The sequence below is a fragment of the Pseudomonas sp. GV071 genome (assembly GCF_003050835.1).
Taxonomy (GTDB): Bacteria; Pseudomonadota; Gammaproteobacteria; order Pseudomonadales; family Pseudomonadaceae; genus Aquipseudomonas.
Genome location: NZ_QAOJ01000018.1, coordinates 44019 through 63408 on the forward strand (window position 1 = coordinate 44019; position 19390 = coordinate 63408).

Sequence of the window (19390 nt, forward strand, 5' to 3'; positions counted from 1 at the left end):
CCAAGGCGCTGGGCGCTCAGTCCATCTGTTGCAAGAGCGCCCGTTCCTTGCCCCGGTAGAAGGCCGCCGACGGCGCATTGCCGGCCTGTTCGAAACGCTGTGCGGCCGCCGCCGCAGCCTGCGCAGCGGTCTCGAAGGCGTCCAGCACGGTCTGGCGGTCATCGCTGCTAAGCACTCGGCCCGCCTCGAATTTCCCCGGCATAAAACCCTGCTCCGGCACCTCGATCACGCCGAGGGCCAATTCGCCCTGTTGCGCACGGCCAAAGAACAGGCGTTTCACCGCAGAGCCCTGCTGTTCCTTGAGCACGCCCAAACCCTCGGCCTGCTCGCCGGCACAGTCACCGTCCCAGCGCGCCGAGCCGGTGGCCCAGTCTGCCGGTGGGGTGGTGACCGAACAGGCAATAGCCGACTGACAGCCGCCAGCCAGCAGCGCCAACAGAACCAGAGTGGGTGAAGGTTTAAGCGGAAAAATCGACATCAGCGGTGCTCCCTGCAAGGCGTGGCGGCGCGGATCACTCCACGGCGGGTGTGCGCTTGCCACGCAAGGCTTCGAAAATCCCCATCGACAGCTTGGCCGTATAGGGTTTGCTCTGGTAGGTCTTGATGCTGAGCAGCAGTACACAGACGGTGTAGTAGATCGCGCCCAACAGGCCCAGGACGTAGACAAACAGACCATCGGAAATCAACGGAATGTGCATCTCGCCATCCCGTGCTACTAAATTCAGCGCCGCCAGAAAGCCGCCCAGCACCAAGCCGATCAGCATCAGCGAAAGGGTCAAATCAAAGAGTTTCAGGGTGCAGTCTTTGGCCAACGGCATAGACAAGCGGCGAAACACGAAATAGAGCACGGGCATCAGCAGAAAACCGCCCCAGGTGGTGCCCAGACTCACGGCATACAAGAGGCCCGGCGTGATGACAGCGAAAAGATGGTCGGTACTGTTGATGCTCACTGCGGCGCTCCCTGCATGGCGTGGGCGGCGAGGATAACGCACTGCGCGGAAATTTTGCGTACACGCCCGGCGCCCATCCAAGGTTTAGGAAAAATTCTTGAAACCTCTCGGCAATTTCCTAGGTCATAGCCCTCAATGGGAGAGCCGTACCGCGGCCTCCGGCATCGTGACCCACTGGAGCAGGCTCATGCTGATACTTACCCGCCGCGTAGGCGAAACGCTGCAAATTGGTGCTGACATTTCGGTGACAGTGGTCGAGGTCAACGGCAACCAGGTGCGTATCGGCATTGCGGCACCGAAGGACGTGGCGATCATGCGTGACGATGCCAAGAAGCGACAACCTGCTGCCGCTCCAGCCTGACCTTGCAGGGCCTGCCATGCCGCGCCGCATTCTTCATGAAGGTCCCGCCGATATCATCCTGTGCTTTGCCCAGGGTTCTATCGAGCTGAGTCAGCCCACGGTGATCCGTGAAGAGCGCCTGGGGGTGTATTCCGCCTCGGCCGCGGCCAACGACTCGGTGTTCCCCAGCGGCGCCAACTACGTGATCGTGCGGTTTGCCGGCGAGCAACTCTCCGGCAATGTCATGCAGCAGGCCAAGACCACATTGGTTTTTTCCTGACCCTCACGCGCCGATCACGCCACCGTCCAGGCGGGTGATCAGCAGCGTGGTCGAGCGCGGTCGGGTTTTGCCATCGCTGGCCGGGAAGCTGATGCCGGGGTGCTGGATATTCGCCCACATCGCTTTGCCATCCGGGCTCCAGGTCAGGCCGGTGATTTCGCAACCGCGTGGCCCCACCAGAAAACGCCGCACTTCGCGGCTGGACGGGTCGGCGCAGAGCAACTGATTGCAGCCCATGTTCTGCATCGCCGGCTCCACGTCGTCGTAGTCGGTCTGAATCCACAAGCGCCCGGCGTCGTCGAACGCCAAGCCGTCGGGCGAGGACAGGATGTCGCCGTTGATGGTACCGGTGAGGTTGGCCGGTAGCGGTTTTCCGTCCTTGTCCTTGGTGCCCTGTGCCTCCCCCGCCAGCAAAAACAACTCCCAGGTAAAGGCCAGAGCGGTCGGGTTAGCGTCCTGCTCGTTGAACCGCAGGATATGCCCGTGGAGGTTCTGGGCACGCGGGTTGGCCTTGTCCACGGCCTGCTTGCTGCCGCGCCCATCGTTGTTGGTCAGGGTCACATAGACCTCGCGGGTACGCGGGTGCACGGCGGCCCACTCCGGGCGATCCATTGGCGTGGCGCCGGCCTTGTCGGCAGCCGCACGGGCGTTGACCAAAACCTCGGCCTGGCTGGCAAAACCATTGGCGGCGGTCAGGCCGTTCTCACCATGCACCAGCGCTAGCCACTGGCCCTTGCCGTCGGCATTCAGCTTGGCGGCGTACAGCGTGCCGCTGTCGAGCAGGTCGCGGCTGGCCTTGGGGTTGGCGGCATCGTGCTTGCCGGCAGGGACAAATTTGTAGATGTACTCGCCCTTGGCATCGTCGCCGGAATAGAACGCCATCTTGCCGTCATCGCCCAGACTCAGCGCCGCGCATTCACGGCTGAAACGGCCGAAGGCGGTGCGCTTGATCGGTTGCGCCTTGGGGTCGAACGGGTCGATTTCCACCACCCAGCCAAAGCGGTTCGGCTCATTCACATGACCGCCGTGGGCCTGATTGGCGTCCGGGGTGGCGTCGAAGCGTGGGTCGGCGGTTTCCCAGGCGTAGTTCTTACTGGTGCCGCTTGAGGCCAGGCCATAACGCTTGTGGGCCACGCGCTGGGCGAAGTCGGCCTGGTCGCGGTTGATAAAGTAATTCGGCCAGTTCTCTTCGCAGGTAAGGAAGGTGCCCCAGGGCGTAACGCCGGTGGAGCAGTTGTTGAGGGTGCCGAGCACTTCCAGGCCGTTGGGGTCGCTGACGGTTTGCATCAGCTCATGGCCGGCCAATGGCCCGGCCACCCGCATGGGGGTGAGCATGCTGATGCGGCGGTTGTAGGAGGAATCGAGCACGCGCTGCCATTGGCCATCGGCGTCTTTTTTCACTTCGATCACCGACACCCCGTGGGCGGCCTGCTCCTTGCGCACTTCATCGAGCGGGCGCGGCTTGCTCTGGTCGATGGTGCTGGAGGGGTGCAGGTGCGGGTTGATGTACTCGTGGTTCATCACCAGCAAGCCACGGTCGGTTTCGCCTTCGAAGGCGAAGAAGTTCATCCCGTCGTGGTTGTCGCCGGCCTGCTTCAACTGAGCTTGCCAGTCGTCGCTGGCGTCCGGGTTCCAGGCCGGTGCGCCCGCCTCTACCGGGTCGCCCCAGGAGAAGAACGGCACCGCGCGATAACCCTCGGCGACCAGTACGCGATCGAACTGCGGGTCGAGTTGCACGGGCACACCCTTGAAGTTCAGCAGCGAGCTCGCGCCGATTTTGCTGCAGGCACCGAGCCCACCGAAAAAGCCCAGAATCGCCACGCTCAGGCCGCCCTTTAGCACATTGCGCCGGCTGGGGTTGAGGAGTTCGGCCAGGCTCGGGTTGCTGCTGGGGTTGATGGCGATGTTGTCGTGGCTTTCCAGACGCTGATGAAACTGCTCGTGATCGTGGCTCATGACGGCTCTCGTAAAGTCAGTGCCCGGCGCTGTGCGCCGAACTTACTCGATTCGGTAGTGAAAGGTGTTTTTTACATTGCTGACGCTGATGGCCTGGCCATCGACTATCCGCGGCTGATAACGAAAGGTCCGCGCAGCCGCCAACGACGGGCGCACCAGCAGCGGATGGCACTGGCCCAGCACCTGCGGGTTTTCCACCCGGCCTTGCGGGGTGACGGTGTAGGTCACCGTGCAGTCGCCTTCGATGCCTTTTTCCAGAGCCTTGTCCGGGTATGCCGGCGCCTCCTTGCTAACCGGCAAATAGGGCCGGCTTTCAGCGGCCAGTGCCTCGGCGGTGGCGCGTGCTTTTGCATCAGCCTGGGCCTGGGCAGCAGCGGCCTGCTGTTGCTCGCGTTGCTGCTCGGCCTGTTGCTGCGCCACGGCGGCCGCTTGTTGTTCCTGCTCTTGCACCCGTTTGCGCGCCAGAGCGGCGTGGTCGATCTGCGGCTTGGGCTTGGTCTCCACGGGCTTGCTCACCAACGGTTTCGGTGGCGGCGTCAGCACCTCGGGTTGCACCGGCACAGGCGGCGCAGCAGCCACCACCGGCTCAGGCACTGGCACCGGAGTGGGTGGCGCCAGGGTGATGATCTGCGTGGTCAGCGTGTGCACCGTCGGCTCAGCGGGTGGGCTGGGCTGCCAGTGGCTGACCAGACCGACCAGCGCCAACGCATGCAACCCCACAGCAATACTCACGGCCAAGGCATGCCGCGACCAGACGCGGCTGGGCCATTGCACCGCGGACATGGGCTGGGTAGCAGGCATCAGCGCGGCACTCATTGCGGCGCCTCGGTGATCAGGCCGAGGTTGCGCACGCCGCCTTGTTGCAACGCCGCCATCCCGGCCACCACCGTGGCGTAGTCGGTGTTGTGATCAGCGCGGATATACACCTGGGTGTCGCCACGCGCGGCAATGATTGCGCCGACCTTGGCGGTCATTTCCTCCAGGCCGACGGCGCTGTCTTCTTGCTGATGGCTGTCGAGCTCGGCGCCGAGGTTCCAGTAGTAGCCGCCATCGGCCTTCACCGAGAGGGTCAGAATCTGCTGCTGGCTGTTGCTCGCCAGGGCTTCGGCGGCCACCTTGGGCAGCTCGATTTTCACCCCCTGGGTGAGCATCGGCGCGGTGACCATAAAGATCACCAGCAGCACCAGCATCACGTCGATATAGGGCACCACGTTCATCTCGGCCTTGGGCCCGTGCTTGCGAACTGGCTTGCGCATGGGGTTGTCCTCAGGCCGCTTGCGCGAGGCGCGTGGTGGCCTGCAGGGCGCGGTGCAGGCGGCCTTGCAGCTCGTTGCCGAAGCTGTAGAAGCGCGTGCTGAGGGTTTCCACCCGCGCGGCAAAACGGTTGTAGGCGATCACCGCTGGAATCGCCGCGAACAGGCCGATGGCGGTGGCGATCAACGCCTCGGCGATGCCCGGCGCCACGGTGCCGAGGGTGGCCTGTTGCACCTGGGACAAACCGATAAAGGAATTCATGATCCCCCACACCGTGCCGAACAGGCCGATATAAGGGCTTACCGAACCCACCGTGGCGAGAAACGCCAGGCCCTTTTCCAGGCGTTCCTGCTCCTCGCTGATGCTCACCAGCAGGCGCCGTTCAACGCCATCCACCACCGCTTCGGGGGTGATGCCAGGCTCGCGGCGCAGGTGGCTGTACTCGCTGAAACCCTCGTGGAAAATCCGCTGCAGGCAGGCCTCGTCATCCAGCTGTTCGCCGCCTTCGCGGTACAGCTGTGCGAGGTCATTACTGTTGCGAAAGCGCAGCTGAAATTGCTTGAGCAGGCGCTCGATACGCCCCAGCAGCAAACTGCGCTGCACAATCAGGTACCAGCTGACCAACGAGGCCAACAGCAGAATCAGCATCACGCCCTTTACCAGCAGCGAGGCATCGTTGATCAGGCTCCAGACGCTCATCTGGTCGAGTGTGCTGTGCATGGTGCAGCTCCTTGTCTCATTACCCCGCCTTCACGGGGTGTGTTGTACGGCTATTCGATTACGCAGGCGTTACCAACTGATGACAGCCCCTCAGGGCAAGCCCAACGCCTTGGCCACGTCACTCCAGGGCACCAGCTTGAAGTTCTGCGTGCTCTCGGGCATGCGCTTGCGGCCGTCCTGCACCACCAGCAGGCCCTGGTTCCAGGGGCCGCCGAGGTTGGCGCCAGTCACTTCCAAACCATCGGTTTCCGAAGCACCGTCAATGCCCAGGGCACCGTTGAGGCCGACGCGGAAGGCGCCGTGCACGGCAAACGGTGGCTGCGCATCGAGCAGCACATAGCTGTCGTTGCCCTGGCTGGACACCACCAGGTAGTCGCCATGGGCACCGTGGAACAGGCCCATGCCCTCGACGTCAGCCTTCAATACCTCGCCGACCTTGAGCACGCTGGTCAGCTCGCCCGAGGCATCCGGGCGGGCATCCACGGTCCACACGCCGACGTCTTCCTCGCCGATAAACAGGCGCTGCTGACGGTCATCGGCAACGCAGCCTTCGGGCTGGCTGTCGACCTTGAAACGGCGCACCTGCTGGCCCTCGATCTGGCCTTGCTGGTCGGTCAGGCGGTACTGCAGGAAGGTGCCGTCCTTGCCGTTGGCAAAGGCGTACAGCTCGCCCGATGCGGGCTGGAACAGGCAGATGCCATAGATCTCCGCCAGCGGCGTGCGCACCTCTCCAGCCTCGCGTAGTTCACCCGTGGCGCGATCGATAGCAAACAGGCTGATGCTGTTGCGATCACGGTTACTGGCCACGGCCAGGTCGATGGGCTTGCCGGCCAGGGTGAAACCGGCACGCACGTCGACGTTGTTCAGGCGCCCCACCGGCAGCTCCTGCAACAGGCCGCCATCGAGGTCATAGGCCAGCAGGCCTTGTTTTTTGTTGGTGCCGAGCACGCGCGACAGCTGCGGCTGGCTCGGGTGCAGCCAGATTGCCGGGTCATCGGCGGCGTCGCCCTGGCGGCCGACCGGTTCGGTCTGGCGCAGCGCCGGCACATTCGGCAGATGCGGCGGCAGGGCCTGGGGTGTGGGTTTCCAGTTCAACTGGCCCTGATAGATGCGTTTCTGCTCGCCGTCTTCAATCAACAGTTCCAGGCCGTTGGCGGTGACCCGAGCGTCGAGGCGCTCGGGCTCCTGCAGCCCTTCGAGGAACAGGCTGGCGACGTGTTGCCACTGCTCGGCAGTCTGCTGATACAGGTGCAGCGTGGCGTTATCGCTGTCCAGCGCCACCAGGCCGCCGGGCAGGCCAACCATGGCTTGCGGGTTGCCGGCCAGTTGGCCGAACGGCGCACGCAAGTCCACTGGCGCCCGGGCGACATCGGCTTCCGGCGCCGCAGGGTAGGCCCACAGGCCCACACCTTCCTCGTTCACATACAGGCGATTAGCGGCGTCATCGGCATGGCAATACTCGGCGCCCGGTGGCGTAGGCAGGCCACGCAGGCGCAGCGGCTGCTGGTTCAACTGGCTGCCACTGGCCACCAGCCATTGCTCGCCCTTGCCGTCTTCACCGAGTAGAAACAGGTGCAGGTTGGCGGCTTCGTCGCGGTACAGGCACAGGCCGGACACCGCGTAATCGCGCGCCGGCAACAGCAGCGGTTTGGCCCACTGCCGCGCTTGCGGGTCGAGCAGCACCAGCGCCGCTTGCTGAGTGGCGCCATCGACACTGGCCACCAGCACCTGGCGACCCAGACTGCGGCTATCGAGGCCGCTGTAGGTACCGGGCAAACGCGCCAACTCGGCACCCTCGGCACTGAGCAACAGCAGGCCATTACGTTCGCTGGCCGCCAGGCGCAGGTCGGTGCTGGCGCTGACATCAGCCGGCAGAAAACGGACATCCTCGGCCTTCACTTTCGCCGAGGCACTCCACGGCGACAAGCTGACGGCAGGCTTCGCATCAGTGGCCTTGGGTAATACATCGCAACCGGCCAGCAACAGGCCAGCCACCAGCAGAGTTCGGGTAAACAACGGCTTCATCACATCAGTGTCCTTGTACAAAACGCACAGGCCACACGCGCCCCACGCTAGGGGCGCATGGGCTTTATCAGAAGTGGGTGAAAGTCAGGCCGAGCTTGTAGGTCGGGCCGTATTCTTCGTACTGGGCGTTGTAGGAACGGCTGCCGGTGTACACGTAGTACGACTCGTCAGTGAGGTTCTGCGCCTCGAACGACAGCTGCAGGTTCTTGGTCAGGAAGTAGCGCGCGGTGAAGTCGACAAAGGTCTGGTCGTCCACGTGCAGGTCGTGGGCCTTGTCGTCGATGGCCGCCACTTCATAGAGGTAGTCAGACTTGTAGTTGGCCGACAGGCGCAGGCTGAGTTTGTCGTTCTCCCAACCAAGCATCAGGTTGCCGACGCTGTCGGACTGGAACGGCAGGTCGATATCGCGCTTCTGGCCCTGCCCTTCAATGTGCGCATCGGAGCGGCTGAAGGTGGCGTTGGCGCCCATCAGCAAACCATTCCACGGCGCCGGCAGGCTGCTGAACTTCTGCTGCCAGGCCAGCTCGATGCCATACAGGTCGGCGCTGTCGCCGTTGGCGAAGGTGTTGGCTTGATCGAACGCGGCCCAGCGGCCACTGCCGGCCAGATCGGTGTTGTAGACGAAGTTCTCGATGTCTTTGTAGAACACAAAGGCCGAGACCACGCCGTCCTTGTTCAGGTAGTGCTCGATGCCCAGATCGAAGTTGCTCGACTCCAGCGCGTCGAGGTCGGGGTTGCCGAACTCGGCTTCGTCGCCGTCAATGACAAACCCCGGCGCCAGTTGCTCGAAGGTCGGGCGCACCACGGTGTTGGTCCAGGCGAAGCGCACCTGGGTCTCTTTGTCGATCTGGTAGCGCACGTGCAGACCCGGCAGCCAGTGGTCGTACTTGTTGTCAGCATCGCTGGCGACGTATTCACCGTCCTCGATACCAGTGCCCTTGGCCTTGAACTCGGTGCCCTCGTAGCGCAGGCCGGCGATGATGCGCCAGGCGTCAACGTCGACGGTGTGCATCAGGTACGCGGCGTTGATGTCTTCACTCATGGTGAAGTCATTCACCCGCGACTGTTCTTCGTCATAGAACTCGCTGCGGTCCAGGCGGCCGAGCAGGTTCTTGATCGAACTGGCGCTGATGCCCGGGCCGAAGTTGTCCAGGCCGTAGTGCACGGTGCCCTTGGTGTATTGGGTCAGCGACAGCTCGTCATCGGTGATGCCGTAGTTGTCGAAGTCCTCGTACACCCAGCTGTTGAGGTCGTTGTCCTTGTCGCGGCGGCTGAGCTTGCCGCCGAATTTCACCCGCGCTTCGTTGCCGGCCAACTCGTAGTCGCGGGCGAAGTCGAGCTTGATGTTCTTCTCGGTGTCGGTGGTGTTCTGCTCTTCCCACTCGACACTGTCGAGCTCGAAGTTGGCCGGGTTGTAGAAATCGCTGCCGATGTTCAGGCGTGGCTTGCTGGAGCTGCTGAAGCCGCTGTCGGCGAAGTCATCGGTGCCCTCGAACTTAGCCGAGGCGATGTGGCCGGGGCTGTCTTCGCTGGACTCGCTCCAGCCGGCCTGGGCGTTGATGGTCCAGTTACCGCGCAGGTGTTCGCTGCCCAGCACGTAGCTCTGGATTTTCTGGGTTTCTTCGCGGCTTTTCAGCTCGCGCCAGCCTTCGCTGTCACCGCTCTCACCGGCCGCTTGCGCGTCGGCGAACTCGACGCCGGCGGCGTTGCGGGTTTCGCTGTCTTTGTAGCGGCTGTAGAGGGTACGCAGGTAGTAGCTGTTGTAGTCGTCGGCCTGGTAGTCGAAGTTCAGGCCCAGGCCTGTGCGCTCGCGGGTGATGTCGTAATCGCGCTGCTCGAATTCTTCCAGCTTGGCGCCGTCTTCGAAGTCCCAGGCGCCGCCGGTTTCGACGTTATCGGAACCAAAATCGCGCTGGCCCCAGCTCACGGCGGCGGCCACGCCGAAGTTGTCGGTGCCATCGCCGACGCTAAAACGATTGCTTGCTGCACCCGACACCTTCGGGCTGTTCTGCCCCGTGTTGTCGTCGTGGCTGCCTTCGACGCTGCCGGTGTAGAACAGACCCTTGTGGTCGAACGCCGACAGGCTCTGTACTTCGATGGTGCCGCCCAGGGAGTTGGCGTCCATGTCCGGGGTCAGGGTTTTGATCACGCTGAGCGACTGCACCAGCTCCGATGGCAATACGTCCAGAGCCACGGCGCGGGTGCCGCTGTTGGGCGAGGGAATCAGGGTGCCGTTGATGCTCACGCTGTTGAGGTCCGGCCCCAGGCCACGCACGCTGACAAAACGGCCTTCGCCCTGGTCACGCTCGACACTCACACCCGGCAAACGCTGCGCGGCTTCGGCCACGTTTTCATCCGGCAACTGCGCCACGCCATCGGCGCTGACCACGCTCTTGACCGTGTCGGCACTGCGTTGCTCTTTGATCGCCTTGTCCATGCTCACTGCCTGGCCGACCACATTGACGTGTTCGGTTTCACCCTCGGCCACCACCTCAGGTGCAGGCTCGGCAGCCAGCACGGCACTGGCGGCGATGGCCAGGGTCAAGGCGCTGAGGGCATGCCCGGCGCGGCGGGCTTGGCGGAAATTGATGCTCATTGGTCACTCCCCATAAGGCCAGGTAGGCACCCAGCAAGTGGAGCGACACGCTAGGCAGCGGCCATGACGCTTCTGTGACAGTGCTCGCGGCAACACCAGCAAAACCGGGGCTTTGGCGTGTTTTAGCGGAGCGAATGGGCTGAAATGACCCGGCGTTTAAAACCGCCAAGCCGCGTTTGCCGGCGCCCACTCGCCGCCACGCAAAAAAATCGCACGATTGCCTGAGCCCAATTGACCTCCCCCACTGCAACCTGAGCGTCATAAAGCACTGGTTAGCTGGGCGGCATCAGTTGTGTCGCCCCTGATTTCCTGTAGGAGCGGCTTTAGCCGCGATGCCTTTAACGATCAACAGCATCGCGGCTGAAGCCGCTCCTACGAGATCTCGCTTTGACCAGGAGTCTCCATGTCCAGCCTGTTGCACCACCACCGCCTCAAACTCACCGCGCTGTTTCTCGCCGCCAACCTCGGCCTGCTGCTGCACCTGGCCGCTGGCGACCTCAAGGCCGTGGCCGAATGGGTGTGGCTGGACCTGGTCGGCGAAGGCGGCTCCGCCGTATTGGCCCTGGTGTGGCTGGGGCTGATTCTGAAAAGCCGGCCCGCCGGGCGCGTCACCAACCTGCTGGCCATCGGCCTTAGCTGCGTGTTCTTTTCCTGGTGGATCGACCTGCTCGACGAGTTCATCCGCCTGCCCGACAGCGTCACCTGGGACCACTGGCTGGAGTCGGGGCCAATGCCGGTCGGCCTGCTGTTTCTCACCTACGGCATGTACCACTGGCACCACGAACAGCTGGCCATTTCCCAGCAGATGGAGAAGCGCGAGCGGCTGTTCCGCGAGCACCGCCTGTTCGACAAACTCACGCCCCTGGGCGGCGCCGATTACCTGCGCAAACAGCTGGAGCTGAGCCTGCAACACAGCGCCCGCGAACAGCAGCCGTTGTCCCTGGTGGTGGTCGACATCAACGCCTTCGACGCCATTAACCAGAGCTACGGCCATGACGAAGGAGACCACGTGTTGCAGGCCGTCACCCAGTTGCTACTGCTCAACCTGCGCCAGCAAGACCTGCTCTGCCGCCTGGCCGGCGACCGCTTCGTGGTGCTGCTGCCCAACACCGGCGAAACCCTGGCCACGCAGGTGGCGAAAGAGCTCAGCGAGTCACTGCGCCACCTTGCGCACAAGTCGCGTCAGCATGGTGAACGCCTGCAATTGAGCGCCACCGTCGCCAGCGTAATGGCCCTGCAAGAGAGCCCTGAAAGCCTGCTGCAACGCCTCAACCTGGCCCTGGCCAAAGCCAAACGCCCGCTGGCCCTGAGCGCCTGATGACCCTGCCCTGCCCCTGGTACGAGTGCGACAGCCGCATCATCGCCGCGCACCAGCAGCCCGCCACGCTGATCGAGCTGTGCCTGTCGCGTGGCATCGACAGCCATCGCCTGCTGCGTGGCACCGGCCTGTTCATCGAAGACGTGCCCAAAGCCGACACCCTGATCAGCCCGGGCCAGTTCCTCACCCTGATCGACAACGCCCAGCGTCTGCTCGGCGCCGACGACTCCAGCTTTCTGTTCGGCCAACGCCTGCTGCCCGGCCACCACGGCGCCGCCAGCCAGGCGCTGGCTTTAGCCAACAACCTGCAGCAGGCGCTGGAACTGCTCGGCGAACTGCGCGCCCTGCTCTCGCCGCTGCTCAGCCCAAGGCTGCTGCTGGATGACCAGCACGCTTACCTGTACTGGCTGGACAGCTGCGGCGCCGGCAGCCAACAGGGCTTTTTGCTGGAAGCCAACATGACCGCCGTGGTCGCCATGAGCAGGCGCCTGGGCGGCGAACACCTGCCCTGGCAATGCCACTTCCGCCAGGCGCCGCCGCGCTACATCGAACAGTACTGGGTGAACCTCGGCGAAGACCTGCACTTCGACCGCCCCTACAACCTGCTGCGCCTGCCGCGCGAATACCTCACCCGGCCCTGGCCGCAAACCGTGCAAAGCACCGCCCAGGTCGCCTGCCAACACGCCCGCCAGCAACTGCACGACCTCGGTGCCCAGGCCAGCCTGCTCGACACCCTGCAACGCTGGCTGTTTCGCCACGTACGCCAGGCCCCCAACCTCGAACACGCCGCCGCGGCCTTCGCCATGAGCCCCGCCACGCTCAAACGCAAACTGCACAAACACGGCACCAGCTACCAGGAACAACACGACCAGATCCGCATGCTGGTGGCCCTGTACCTGTACCAACTCAAGGGCTACAGCAACGACGAAGTGGCCAGCCACCTGCACTTCCACGACGCCACCAACTTCCGCCGCTCGTTCAAACGCTGGACCGGGTTGGCACCGAGTGCGTTGTTGGCGTTGCTGCGCGGTTAGCGCTTTTTTCCCCTGCCGACTTAGGCAGCGTCTTCCAGACCGCGATATTTCCCCACTCCTATAGTCGAGCGCCGCGGCCAGCAGCGAGCGGCGCCTTTACTTATGCACAGGAGCGGAAATGGAATTGGATGCCCACCATCAGCAAGCTAACCTTGCAAGGCGTGATGCATCGCATCACACTCCTCGCGTATGATCCTTAGTTTCCAACACAAGGGACTTCGTCTATTCCATGAGACAGGTTCCACCCGTGGGATTCGAGCCGATCATGCGAAGCGGTTGGCGCGTCTGCTGCATTTTATGGATCGTGCGACCACACCAGCAGAATTGGATATCGCTGGGCGGCGAATGCACGCTCTGCAGGGTGAGTATTCCGAGTACTGGTCGCTAAGTGTCAGCGGCAATTGGCGGTTAATTTTTCGCTTCACCAATGGCGGTATCGAGTTAGTCGATTATCTGGACTACCACTGAATAGGAGCTCCCAACATGGTCATGTTCAACCCTCCCCATCCTGGCGAAACATTGCTTGAGGATGTGCTCCCGGCGCTCAATATCAGCATCACCGAATTCGCCAAACACTTGGGTTTCGCCCGAGAGACGCTATCGCGCATCCTTCATGGCCATGCGCCTATCAGTCCCGATCTAGCTGTGCGCCTAGAGTTAGCAGGAATCAGTACAGCCCGTATGTGGCTGGCGGTCCAAGCTGACTACGACATCTGGCAGGCGCGGCATCGCCCGCAACCGGTCATTGCCAAGCTGACGGAGCCGACTCAGCCCAACCACTCCGCCATCGGTTGAACAGTCCGCAGCTGACCCGCTCCACCCCGATGGACTGATTAAAGCAAAACACCCGGCAACCCAAGCGGCGCTGGGCTACTACCTTGGCAAGCTTTACAGTGCTTTGCATCGAACGCCTTGCGACCGTGCCATCCATGCTCAAAACCACCATCCGCCTGCTCCTGCGCCCGCCCACCTGCGCCGACCTGGACGTATTCCACGCCATCCACGCCGACCCTGCCACCAACCAGTTCAACCCCGCCGGCCCCATGACCGACCGCCAGCACGCCGAGCAGGTGTTGGCCATCTGGCAGGAGCATTGGCAGCGCTACGGTTATGGCCAATGGGCGATCGCCACCCACCATGAACCCGAGACGGTGATCGGCTTTGGCGGCATCGCTCCGCGCCTGTATGGCGAGGTCGAACGCCTGAACCTCGGTTATCGGTTTGCCGAGCAGGCCTGGGGCAAGGGCTACGCCAGCGAGCTGGCCGCCGCAGGGTTGGCCTTTGCCTTTGACGACCTGCGAAAGCCGGAAGTGTTTGCCATCGTCCGCCCCGCCCACGCGGCGTCGATTCGGGTACTGGAGAAGGTCGGCATGCAACGCATCGATGCGCTCGACGATGTGCCGGGGCAGGCACCGAGTTGGGTGTATCGAGCGAAACCTCAGTTTTAGAGCCCTTCCATGCGCTTTTTTTACCGCGTAAAAACTATACAAACCAAAAATCTCGCATAGGGTTAATCCCATGCACCCCGGTTTAGCGCGTACCGGTAGTGGGTGGTGAGGCTTTCAGTGCCTCGTGTCATCACACCGACTCGACGAAGGGATGCACGGATGAACATTCAGGATATCTACGAGTACGCTGCTGCCGGCGATCTGCAGGGGCTGGAGCTGTTGTCGATAGAGGGCGGTATCTATCTGCTGCAAGCCCAGGTGGAGAACCGCTTGCACGCGGTCAGGATGGACGATGGCAACGTGTTGCGCCTGCGTTCGGTCACCCAGGCCCGTGAGCTGTTGGAAGGGTTGCGCACGCCGGTGCCGTTTCATTTGGTGCAGTGCGAGACGCACGGTGAGATGTGTGGCTGCCAGACGGTGAACGAGCCGATTCGCGAGCCGATTGCGCTGCGCTCACGCGGGTAAATAAGCGACGCGGCACTGTCACATAGCCGTCATGTTTTTTTAATACTGTTGCCACCTCGGGCGCCCTGCCCTGGTGACGACTCCCCCTATGCTTTGCGCCGAACTGAAGTCCTTCCACATGGTGGCCCGCCTGGGCAGCATTACTCAGGCGGCGAAAAAACTCGGCCTCAGCCAGCCCACGGTGACCACCCAGATTCGCAATCTGGAAGGCCAGTACGGCGTCGAACTGTTCTACCGTGGCGGTCGCCGCCTGACCCTGAGTGACGAAGGCGTGCGCCTGTTGCCGATGGTGCAGACGCTGTTGCAGCAGGAAGCCGATATAGAGTTCTTTTTGCGCAACAGTGGCCAGGTGCAAGGGGCGTTGCGCATCGGCGCCACCGCGCCCTATTACGTGTTGGATCTGGTGCGCGGTTTTCGTGAGCAGTTCGCCCAGTGCGAAGTCACCCTGACCATTGGCAATTCGCAGGAAGTGCTGGAGGCGCTGGACGACTACCGCGTTGACCTGGCCGCCTCCTCGCAATGGGTAGAGGACGCGCGCCTCACTCGCCTGGTGCTCGGCCAGGACCCCCTGGTGTTGGCGGTACACCGCAGCCATCCGTTAGCCGTGCATAACCGCGTGCCCTTGAGCGCCTTGGCGGGCCACTGCCTGCTGATGCGTGAAAGCGGGTCTACCACCCGTGTACTCACCGAGAAACTCTTGGCTGAGGCAGGCGTTGCCCCGGCTTCGCTGCTGGAGATCGGCAGCCGCGAGTCGATCCGCGAAGCGGTGCTGCGCAATATCGGCATCAGCATCATTGCCCGCCAGGAAGTGCCGGATAACCCGCAGCTGAAAGTCGTGGAGCTCGAAGGTGCGCCCCTGATTGCCGAGTACCTGTACTGCCTCAAAGAGCGCCGACATGCGCGCTTGCCAGCCGCCTTTCTGAGCCTGGCACGGCACAACGCCGAAGGCTGATTGCGGCGAACCCAAAATTCGCCAATACCACTATCGGTAACTTTTGCCCCGCTGCCACAAAGCCTTCGCATCACCTCCTTAGCATGGGTCTGGTCTAGCCCAATCGCGCCACGAGGTTTTGTAATGGCCATGCCCCACTCGGTAAACATGCAGGTTCGCAACATCCACAAGGGATTCGGTGCCTTCAAGGCCCTGGATGGGGTGTCGCTGGATATCGTGGCGGGTGAATTGGTGTGCCTGTTGGGCCCCTCCGGCTGCGGCAAAACCACCTTGCTACGCTGCATCGCCGGGCTGGAACGTCAGGACAGCGGCAGCATCGTGATCGGCTCGCGGGACGTCTCCGAGCTGCCGCCGCAGGCACGCGACTACGGCATTCTGTTTCAGTCCTATGCGCTGTTTCCCAACCTCACCGTCGAGCAGAACATCGGCTACGGCCTCAACGGCAACAGCCGCGCCACCATCAAGGCGCGGGTGAGCGAGATGCTCGAGCTGGTCGGCCTGTTGGGCAGCGAAAAGAAATACCCCGGCCAGCTCTCGGGTGGCCAGCAGCAACGGGTAGCCCTGGCCCGTGCACTGGCGCCGGCGCCCTCGCTGTTGTTGCTGGATGAACCGATGTCGGCGCTCGATGCGCGGGTGCGTGAACACCTGTGTGGCGAGTTGCGTGAGCTGCAAAAACGTTTGGGCATCACCACCTTGATGGTCACCCACAACCAGGACGAAGCCATGCTGATGGCCGACCGCATTGCGGTGATCAACCACGGCCGCGTCGAGCAATACGCCAGCCCGCAAGACATCTATCGGCACCCGGCGACCCCCTTTGTGGCCGAGTTCGTTGGCCAGGGCAACTGGCTGCCGTTCGAGCGCAGCCTGGATGGCCATGCCCAGGTCGGCGAGTTGCACCTGCGCCTGCCGACACGCTTGCCCGGTGACGCCCGTGGGCGGTTGTTTTGCCGGCCGGAGTCGGTGGTGATCAACCCCCCGGTGCATGAAGACAATCTGTTCGCCGCGCAAATGCGCGAGGTCACCTTTCTCGGTAACCGTTGCCGCCTGCGTTTTGAGCTGGATGCCCTACCCGGCCATTCGCTGCTGGCCGAGCTGGAACCCGAAGCCATGCCACGCCTGAGCGGTGCCGATATCTGGGTGGCGTTACCGCCGCGTAGCTTGCAGGTGTTTGCGTGATGGCGGGTGTAGAGCTCAAGCCTGCCGTTTTGGCTGAAGAGCAATCGCGGCTGAAGCCCCTCCCACAAGGGCTTGCGATCCCCCGTGGGAGAGGCTTTAGCCTCGATGCTTTTCTGCCCGACCGCCTGTTCATTCAAGGCGGCCAATGGCTGTTGTTGCTTCTGCTGATGCTCACGGTGGTGTTCCCGTTGCTGGCGATGCTCTGGCGCGGTGTGGCTGGTGATGCCAGCCAGGGCGGTGGTCTGAGTGCAGCCGCGACCCTGTTTGGCAGCGCCAACTTTCGCTGGTTGTTGGGCAACAGCCTGAAGGTGTCGCTGACCGTGGCGTTCATCGTGGTGCCGTTGGCCTACGCCTTTGCCTACGCCCTGCAACGCACCTGCATCCCCGCCAAACCATTGTGGCGCGGGATTTCCCTGCTGCCGTTGCTGGCGCCGTCGATGCTGCCGGGCATTGCCCTGATCTACCTGTTCGGCAACCAGGGCGTGTTGCGCGGGCTGATCGCCGACAACATCTATGGCTTCTGGGGCATCGTCATCGGCCAGGCCATTTACACCTTCCCCCACGCTTTGATGGTGCTGCTCTCGGCCCTGGCGCTGGCGGATGCAAGGCTGTTCGATGCGGCCTCGAGCATGGGCGCGTCACCCTGGCGGGCATTTCGCAGTATCACCTGGTCGGGCAGCCGGCAGGGCGTGTTCGCCGCGCTGTGCCTGGTGTTCACCCTGTGCATCACCGACTTCGGCGTACCGGTTGTAGTCGGTGGCGACTACCAGGTGCTGGCGCTCGAAGCCTACAAGGCGGTGGTCGGCCAGCAGCAGTTCGGCCGTGGCGCGTTGATCGGCATGGTCCTGTTGCTGCCGGCGCTGCTGAGCTTTGCGGTGGATCTGTGGCTGCGTCGCCGGCAGCGCGATGCCATGGGTGGCCGCGCCCAGGTTTACCACCCAAAACCGGCCAGGGGCCGTGACCGCAGTTTTCTGGCCATCACCGTGCTGATTTGCCTGGCCCTGCTCGGCGTGTTCGGCATGGCCATCTACTCCTCGCTGGTGAAGTTCTGGCCCTACAACCTCTCGCTGTCGCTGGACCACTACGCCTTCTCGGAATTGCCCGGCGGCTGGCTGGCCTACCGCAACAGCCTGGTGCTGGCCGGCTGCAGCGCGCTGTTTGGCAGCCTGGTGATTTTCACCGGTGCCTACCTGATGGAAAAAACCCGTCAGACCGTACTCACGCAAACCCTGCGCCTGCTCAGCTTTGTGCCCATGGCGGTGCCAGGTTTGGTGTTTGGCCTGGGCTACGTGTTTTTCTTCAACCAGCCGGGCAACCCGCTGGCCGGCCTGTACGGCACCCTGACCCTGCTGGTGCTGTGCACCATCGCGCACTTTTTCACCACCGCGCAGATGACCGCTGCCGCCGCCCTGCGCCAGCTCGATGGCGAATTCGAAGCCGCCGCGCTGTCGCTCAAGGTGCCGCTGCTGCGCCACTTTCTGCGGGTGACCCTGCCCATCTGCCTGCCGGCGCTGCTGGACATCATCCGCTACCTGTTCGTCTCGGCGATGACCACGGTGTCGGCGGCGATCTTCCTCTACAGCCCCGACAGCGTGCTCGCCGCCGTGGCCGTATTGAACATGGACGACGCCGGCAACGTCGGCGGCGCGGCTGCCATGTCCACCCTGATTCTGCTCACCTCGGCCGGCGTGTCGGTACTGCTGGCTGGTCTGTCCCGTGGGCTGTTGCGCCGCTCCCAAGCCTGGCGTCAGCCAGCGCCGGGGCACTGAGCCACCGAATAACCAACGCCAACGTAAAACCACTAGGAGCTTCATCCATGTTCAAACGCACCGCCCTGGCCGCCGGCCTTCTCGCTGCTTGCGCATTTCAAGCTCAAGCCGCCACCGAGCTGACCGTGTACACCGCCCTCGAAGTGGAGCAACTCAAGGCCTACAAAGAAGCCTTCGAGAAGCAGAACCCGGACATCGAAATCAAGTGGGTACGCGACTCCACCGGCATCGTCACGGCCAAACTGCTGGCCGAAAAAGCACGGCCACAGGCGGACGTGGTCTGGGGCCTGGCCGGTTCCAGCCTGGCCATTCTGAAACAGCAAGGCATGCTCGAAGCCTACGCCCCAGCCAACCTCGACAAGATCGGCGCCAATTACCGCGACGCCACCAACCCACCGTCCTGGGTAGGTATGGACGTGTGGGCCGCAACCATCTGCTTCAATACCGTGGAAGCGGAAAAGCTCGGTCTGCCGAAGCCGACCAAATGGGAAGACCTGACCAACCCGGTGTACAAAGACAAGATCGTCATGCCCAACCCGGCCTCCTCCGGCACCGGCTACCTCGACGTCAGCGCCTGGCTGCAGACCTTCGGCCAGGCCCAGGGCTGGGCCTACATGGACAAGCTGCACGCCAACATCGGCCAGTACACCCACTCCGGCTCCAAGCCCTGCAAGCTCGCTGCCGCTGGCGAATTCCCGATCGGCATCTCCTTCGAATACCCGGCCGTGCAGCTGAAACGCAAAGGCGCACCGCTGGATATCGTCTTGCCCAAAGAAGGCCTGGGCTGGGAAATCGAAGCCACCGGCATCATCAAAGGCACCTCGCACCTGGCCGCCGCCAAGAAGCTCGCCGACTTCTCCGCCAGCCGTGAAGCGATGGACCTGTACAAAGTCAACTTCGCCGTCCTGGCGCAGCCGGGCATTGCCGAGCGCTTCCAGGAACTGCCCGCCGACTACGAGCAGCGCCTGATCAAAAACGATTTCAACTGGGCCTCGGAGAACCGCGACAAAATCCTCGCCGAGTGGCGTAAGCGCTATGACGGCAAGTCCGAGCCACTGCCGCAGTAAGTACCGCGTTACCACCCGACCCTCGTGATGGGGGTCG

Annotated in this window: 20 protein-coding genes; 12 read left to right on the forward strand and 8 right to left on the reverse strand. The window is 63.2% G+C overall.

All coding sequences use genetic code 11. The features are described from left to right. Window positions 1-16: 16 nt before the first annotated feature. Window positions 17-478, reverse strand: coding sequence for a hypothetical protein (locus C8K61_RS25260; protein ID WP_108099430.1), 462 nt, complete (start codon window positions 476-478; stop codon window positions 17-19). 34 nt (window positions 479-512) lie between these two features. Next, window positions 513-950 (reverse strand): hypothetical protein, encoded by a 438-nt coding sequence (locus C8K61_RS25265; protein WP_108099432.1) that lies wholly within the window; start codon window positions 948-950, stop codon window positions 513-515. 187 nt (window positions 951-1137) lie between these two features. On the opposite strand from C8K61_RS25265, the gene csrA reads away from it, so the two are divergent. Next, the gene (gene csrA, locus C8K61_RS25270) at window positions 1138-1311 is read left to right on the forward strand and encodes a carbon storage regulator CsrA (protein ID WP_108099434.1); all 174 of its coding nucleotides are present in this window, start codon (window positions 1138-1140) and stop codon (window positions 1309-1311) included. Between the two features lie 16 nt (window positions 1312-1327). Next, complete coding sequence (locus C8K61_RS25275) at window positions 1328-1570, forward strand: hypothetical protein (RefSeq protein WP_108099436.1); 243 nt, start codon at window positions 1328-1330, stop codon at window positions 1568-1570. 3 nt (window positions 1571-1573) lie between these two features. Here C8K61_RS25275 and C8K61_RS25280 read toward each other — a convergent pair whose 3' ends face one another. The 6 genes from C8K61_RS25280 to C8K61_RS25305 form a co-directional block, all read right to left on the reverse strand. Continuing rightward, a complete protein-coding gene (locus C8K61_RS25280) occupies window positions 1574-3526 on the reverse strand; it encodes a PhoX family phosphatase (RefSeq protein ID WP_108099438.1) in 1953 nt (650 codons plus the stop codon). 42 nt (window positions 3527-3568) lie between these two features. Further along, window positions 3569-4342, reverse strand: a complete 774-nt coding sequence (locus C8K61_RS25285) for an energy transducer TonB (protein ID WP_108099440.1) — start codon at window positions 4340-4342, stop codon at window positions 3569-3571. Next, window positions 4339-4782, reverse strand: coding sequence for a protein TolR (gene tolR, locus C8K61_RS25290; RefSeq protein WP_108099442.1), 444 nt, complete (start codon window positions 4780-4782; stop codon window positions 4339-4341). The genes C8K61_RS25285 and tolR overlap by 4 nt, the downstream gene beginning before the upstream one ends. A gap of 10 nt (window positions 4783-4792) precedes the next feature. Then, a complete protein-coding gene (tolQ, locus tag C8K61_RS25295) occupies window positions 4793-5500 on the reverse strand; it encodes a protein TolQ (protein WP_108099444.1) in 708 nt (235 codons plus the stop codon). 90 nt (window positions 5501-5590) lie between these two features. Further along, window positions 5591-7525 carry a phytase gene (locus tag C8K61_RS25300; protein ID WP_108099446.1) on the reverse strand — a complete coding sequence of 645 codons (1935 nt, stop codon included), beginning with the start codon at window positions 7523-7525 and terminating at the stop codon, window positions 5591-5593. Between the two features lie 67 nt (window positions 7526-7592). Continuing rightward, window positions 7593-10121 (reverse strand): TonB-dependent receptor, encoded by a 2529-nt coding sequence (locus C8K61_RS25305; RefSeq protein ID WP_108099448.1) that lies wholly within the window; start codon window positions 10119-10121, stop codon window positions 7593-7595. Window positions 10122-10524: 403 nt separating this feature from the next. Here C8K61_RS25305 and C8K61_RS25310 point away from each other — a divergent pair, with 403 nt between their 5' ends. From C8K61_RS25310 to C8K61_RS25355, 10 genes are all read left to right on the forward strand, one after another. Further along, a complete protein-coding gene (locus C8K61_RS25310) occupies window positions 10525-11439 on the forward strand; it encodes a GGDEF domain-containing protein (protein WP_108099450.1) in 915 nt (304 codons plus the stop codon). Continuing rightward, on the forward strand, window positions 11439-12473 hold the full coding sequence (locus tag C8K61_RS25315; RefSeq protein ID WP_108099452.1) for an AraC family transcriptional regulator: 1035 nt from the start codon (window positions 11439-11441) through the stop codon (window positions 12471-12473). The genes C8K61_RS25310 and C8K61_RS25315 overlap by 1 nt, the downstream gene beginning before the upstream one ends. A gap of 189 nt (window positions 12474-12662) precedes the next feature. Continuing rightward, window positions 12663-12941: a type II toxin-antitoxin system RelE/ParE family toxin gene (locus tag C8K61_RS25320; RefSeq protein WP_108099454.1), complete on the forward strand. Its 279-nt coding sequence runs from the start codon at window positions 12663-12665 to the stop codon at window positions 12939-12941. Between the two features lie 15 nt (window positions 12942-12956). Beyond that, window positions 12957-13268 (forward strand): HigA family addiction module antitoxin, encoded by a 312-nt coding sequence (locus tag C8K61_RS25325; protein ID WP_108099456.1) that lies wholly within the window; start codon window positions 12957-12959, stop codon window positions 13266-13268. A gap of 134 nt (window positions 13269-13402) precedes the next feature. Next, on the forward strand, window positions 13403-13921 hold the full coding sequence (locus C8K61_RS25330; RefSeq protein ID WP_108099458.1) for a GNAT family N-acetyltransferase: 519 nt from the start codon (window positions 13403-13405) through the stop codon (window positions 13919-13921). A gap of 159 nt (window positions 13922-14080) precedes the next feature. After that, window positions 14081-14386, forward strand: a complete 306-nt coding sequence (locus C8K61_RS25335) for a DUF6482 family protein (protein WP_108099460.1) — start codon at window positions 14081-14083, stop codon at window positions 14384-14386. Between the two features lie 88 nt (window positions 14387-14474). Further along, the gene (locus C8K61_RS25340) at window positions 14475-15338 is read left to right on the forward strand and encodes a LysR family transcriptional regulator (RefSeq protein ID WP_108099462.1); all 864 of its coding nucleotides are present in this window, start codon (window positions 14475-14477) and stop codon (window positions 15336-15338) included. Between the two features lie 123 nt (window positions 15339-15461). After that, window positions 15462-16517, forward strand: coding sequence for a putative 2-aminoethylphosphonate ABC transporter ATP-binding protein (locus tag C8K61_RS25345; RefSeq protein WP_256589554.1), 1056 nt, complete (start codon window positions 15462-15464; stop codon window positions 16515-16517). Next, the gene (locus tag C8K61_RS25350; protein WP_108099464.1) at window positions 16517-18286 is read left to right on the forward strand and encodes a putative 2-aminoethylphosphonate ABC transporter permease subunit; all 1770 of its coding nucleotides are present in this window, start codon (window positions 16517-16519) and stop codon (window positions 18284-18286) included. Before C8K61_RS25345 ends, C8K61_RS25350 begins: the two co-directional genes overlap by 1 nt. Before the next feature lie 47 nt (window positions 18287-18333). Then, window positions 18334-19353: a putative 2-aminoethylphosphonate ABC transporter substrate-binding protein gene (locus tag C8K61_RS25355; RefSeq protein ID WP_108099466.1), complete on the forward strand. Its 1020-nt coding sequence runs from the start codon at window positions 18334-18336 to the stop codon at window positions 19351-19353. Window positions 19354-19390: the final 37 nt, after the last annotated feature.

Excerpts from the sequence above, each read along its gene's own strand:
- C8K61_RS25310 (WP_108099450.1), top strand. The coding sequence starts at position 10,525 with ATGTCCAGCCTGTTGCACCACCACCGCCTCAAACTCACCGCGCTGTTT.
- tolQ (WP_108099444.1), bottom strand. The coding sequence starts at position 5,500 with ATGCACAGCACACTCGACCAGATGAGCGTCTGGAGCCTGATCAACGAT.
- C8K61_RS25285 (WP_108099440.1), bottom strand. The coding sequence starts at position 4,342 with ATGAGTGCCGCGCTGATGCCTGCTACCCAGCCCATGTCCGCGGTGCAA.
- C8K61_RS25300 (WP_108099446.1), bottom strand. The coding sequence starts at position 7,525 with ATGAAGCCGTTGTTTACCCGAACTCTGCTGGTGGCTGGCCTGTTGCTG.
- C8K61_RS25320 (WP_108099454.1), top strand. The coding sequence starts at position 12,663 with ATGATCCTTAGTTTCCAACACAAGGGACTTCGTCTATTCCATGAGACA.
- C8K61_RS25330 (WP_108099458.1), top strand. The coding sequence starts at position 13,403 with ATGCTCAAAACCACCATCCGCCTGCTCCTGCGCCCGCCCACCTGCGCC.
- C8K61_RS25325 (WP_108099456.1), top strand. The coding sequence starts at position 12,957 with ATGGTCATGTTCAACCCTCCCCATCCTGGCGAAACATTGCTTGAGGAT.
- csrA (WP_108099434.1), top strand. The coding sequence starts at position 1,138 with ATGCTGATACTTACCCGCCGCGTAGGCGAAACGCTGCAAATTGGTGCT.
- C8K61_RS25275 (WP_108099436.1), top strand. The coding sequence starts at position 1,328 with ATGCCGCGCCGCATTCTTCATGAAGGTCCCGCCGATATCATCCTGTGC.
- C8K61_RS25280 (WP_108099438.1), bottom strand. The coding sequence starts at position 3,526 with ATGAGCCACGATCACGAGCAGTTTCATCAGCGTCTGGAAAGCCACGAC.
- C8K61_RS25350 (WP_108099464.1), top strand. The coding sequence starts at position 16,517 with ATGGCGGGTGTAGAGCTCAAGCCTGCCGTTTTGGCTGAAGAGCAATCG.
- C8K61_RS25355 (WP_108099466.1), top strand. The coding sequence starts at position 18,334 with ATGTTCAAACGCACCGCCCTGGCCGCCGGCCTTCTCGCTGCTTGCGCA.
- tolR (WP_108099442.1), bottom strand. The coding sequence starts at position 4,782 with ATGCGCAAGCCAGTTCGCAAGCACGGGCCCAAGGCCGAGATGAACGTG.
- C8K61_RS25315 (WP_108099452.1), top strand. The coding sequence starts at position 11,439 with ATGACCCTGCCCTGCCCCTGGTACGAGTGCGACAGCCGCATCATCGCC.
- C8K61_RS25340 (WP_108099462.1), top strand. The coding sequence starts at position 14,475 with ATGCTTTGCGCCGAACTGAAGTCCTTCCACATGGTGGCCCGCCTGGGC.
- C8K61_RS25345 (WP_256589554.1), top strand. The coding sequence starts at position 15,462 with ATGGCCATGCCCCACTCGGTAAACATGCAGGTTCGCAACATCCACAAG.
- C8K61_RS25335 (WP_108099460.1), top strand. The coding sequence starts at position 14,081 with ATGAACATTCAGGATATCTACGAGTACGCTGCTGCCGGCGATCTGCAG.
- C8K61_RS25305 (WP_108099448.1), bottom strand. The coding sequence starts at position 10,121 with ATGAGCATCAATTTCCGCCAAGCCCGCCGCGCCGGGCATGCCCTCAGC.
- C8K61_RS25260 (WP_108099430.1), bottom strand. The coding sequence starts at position 478 with ATGTCGATTTTTCCGCTTAAACCTTCACCCACTCTGGTTCTGTTGGCG.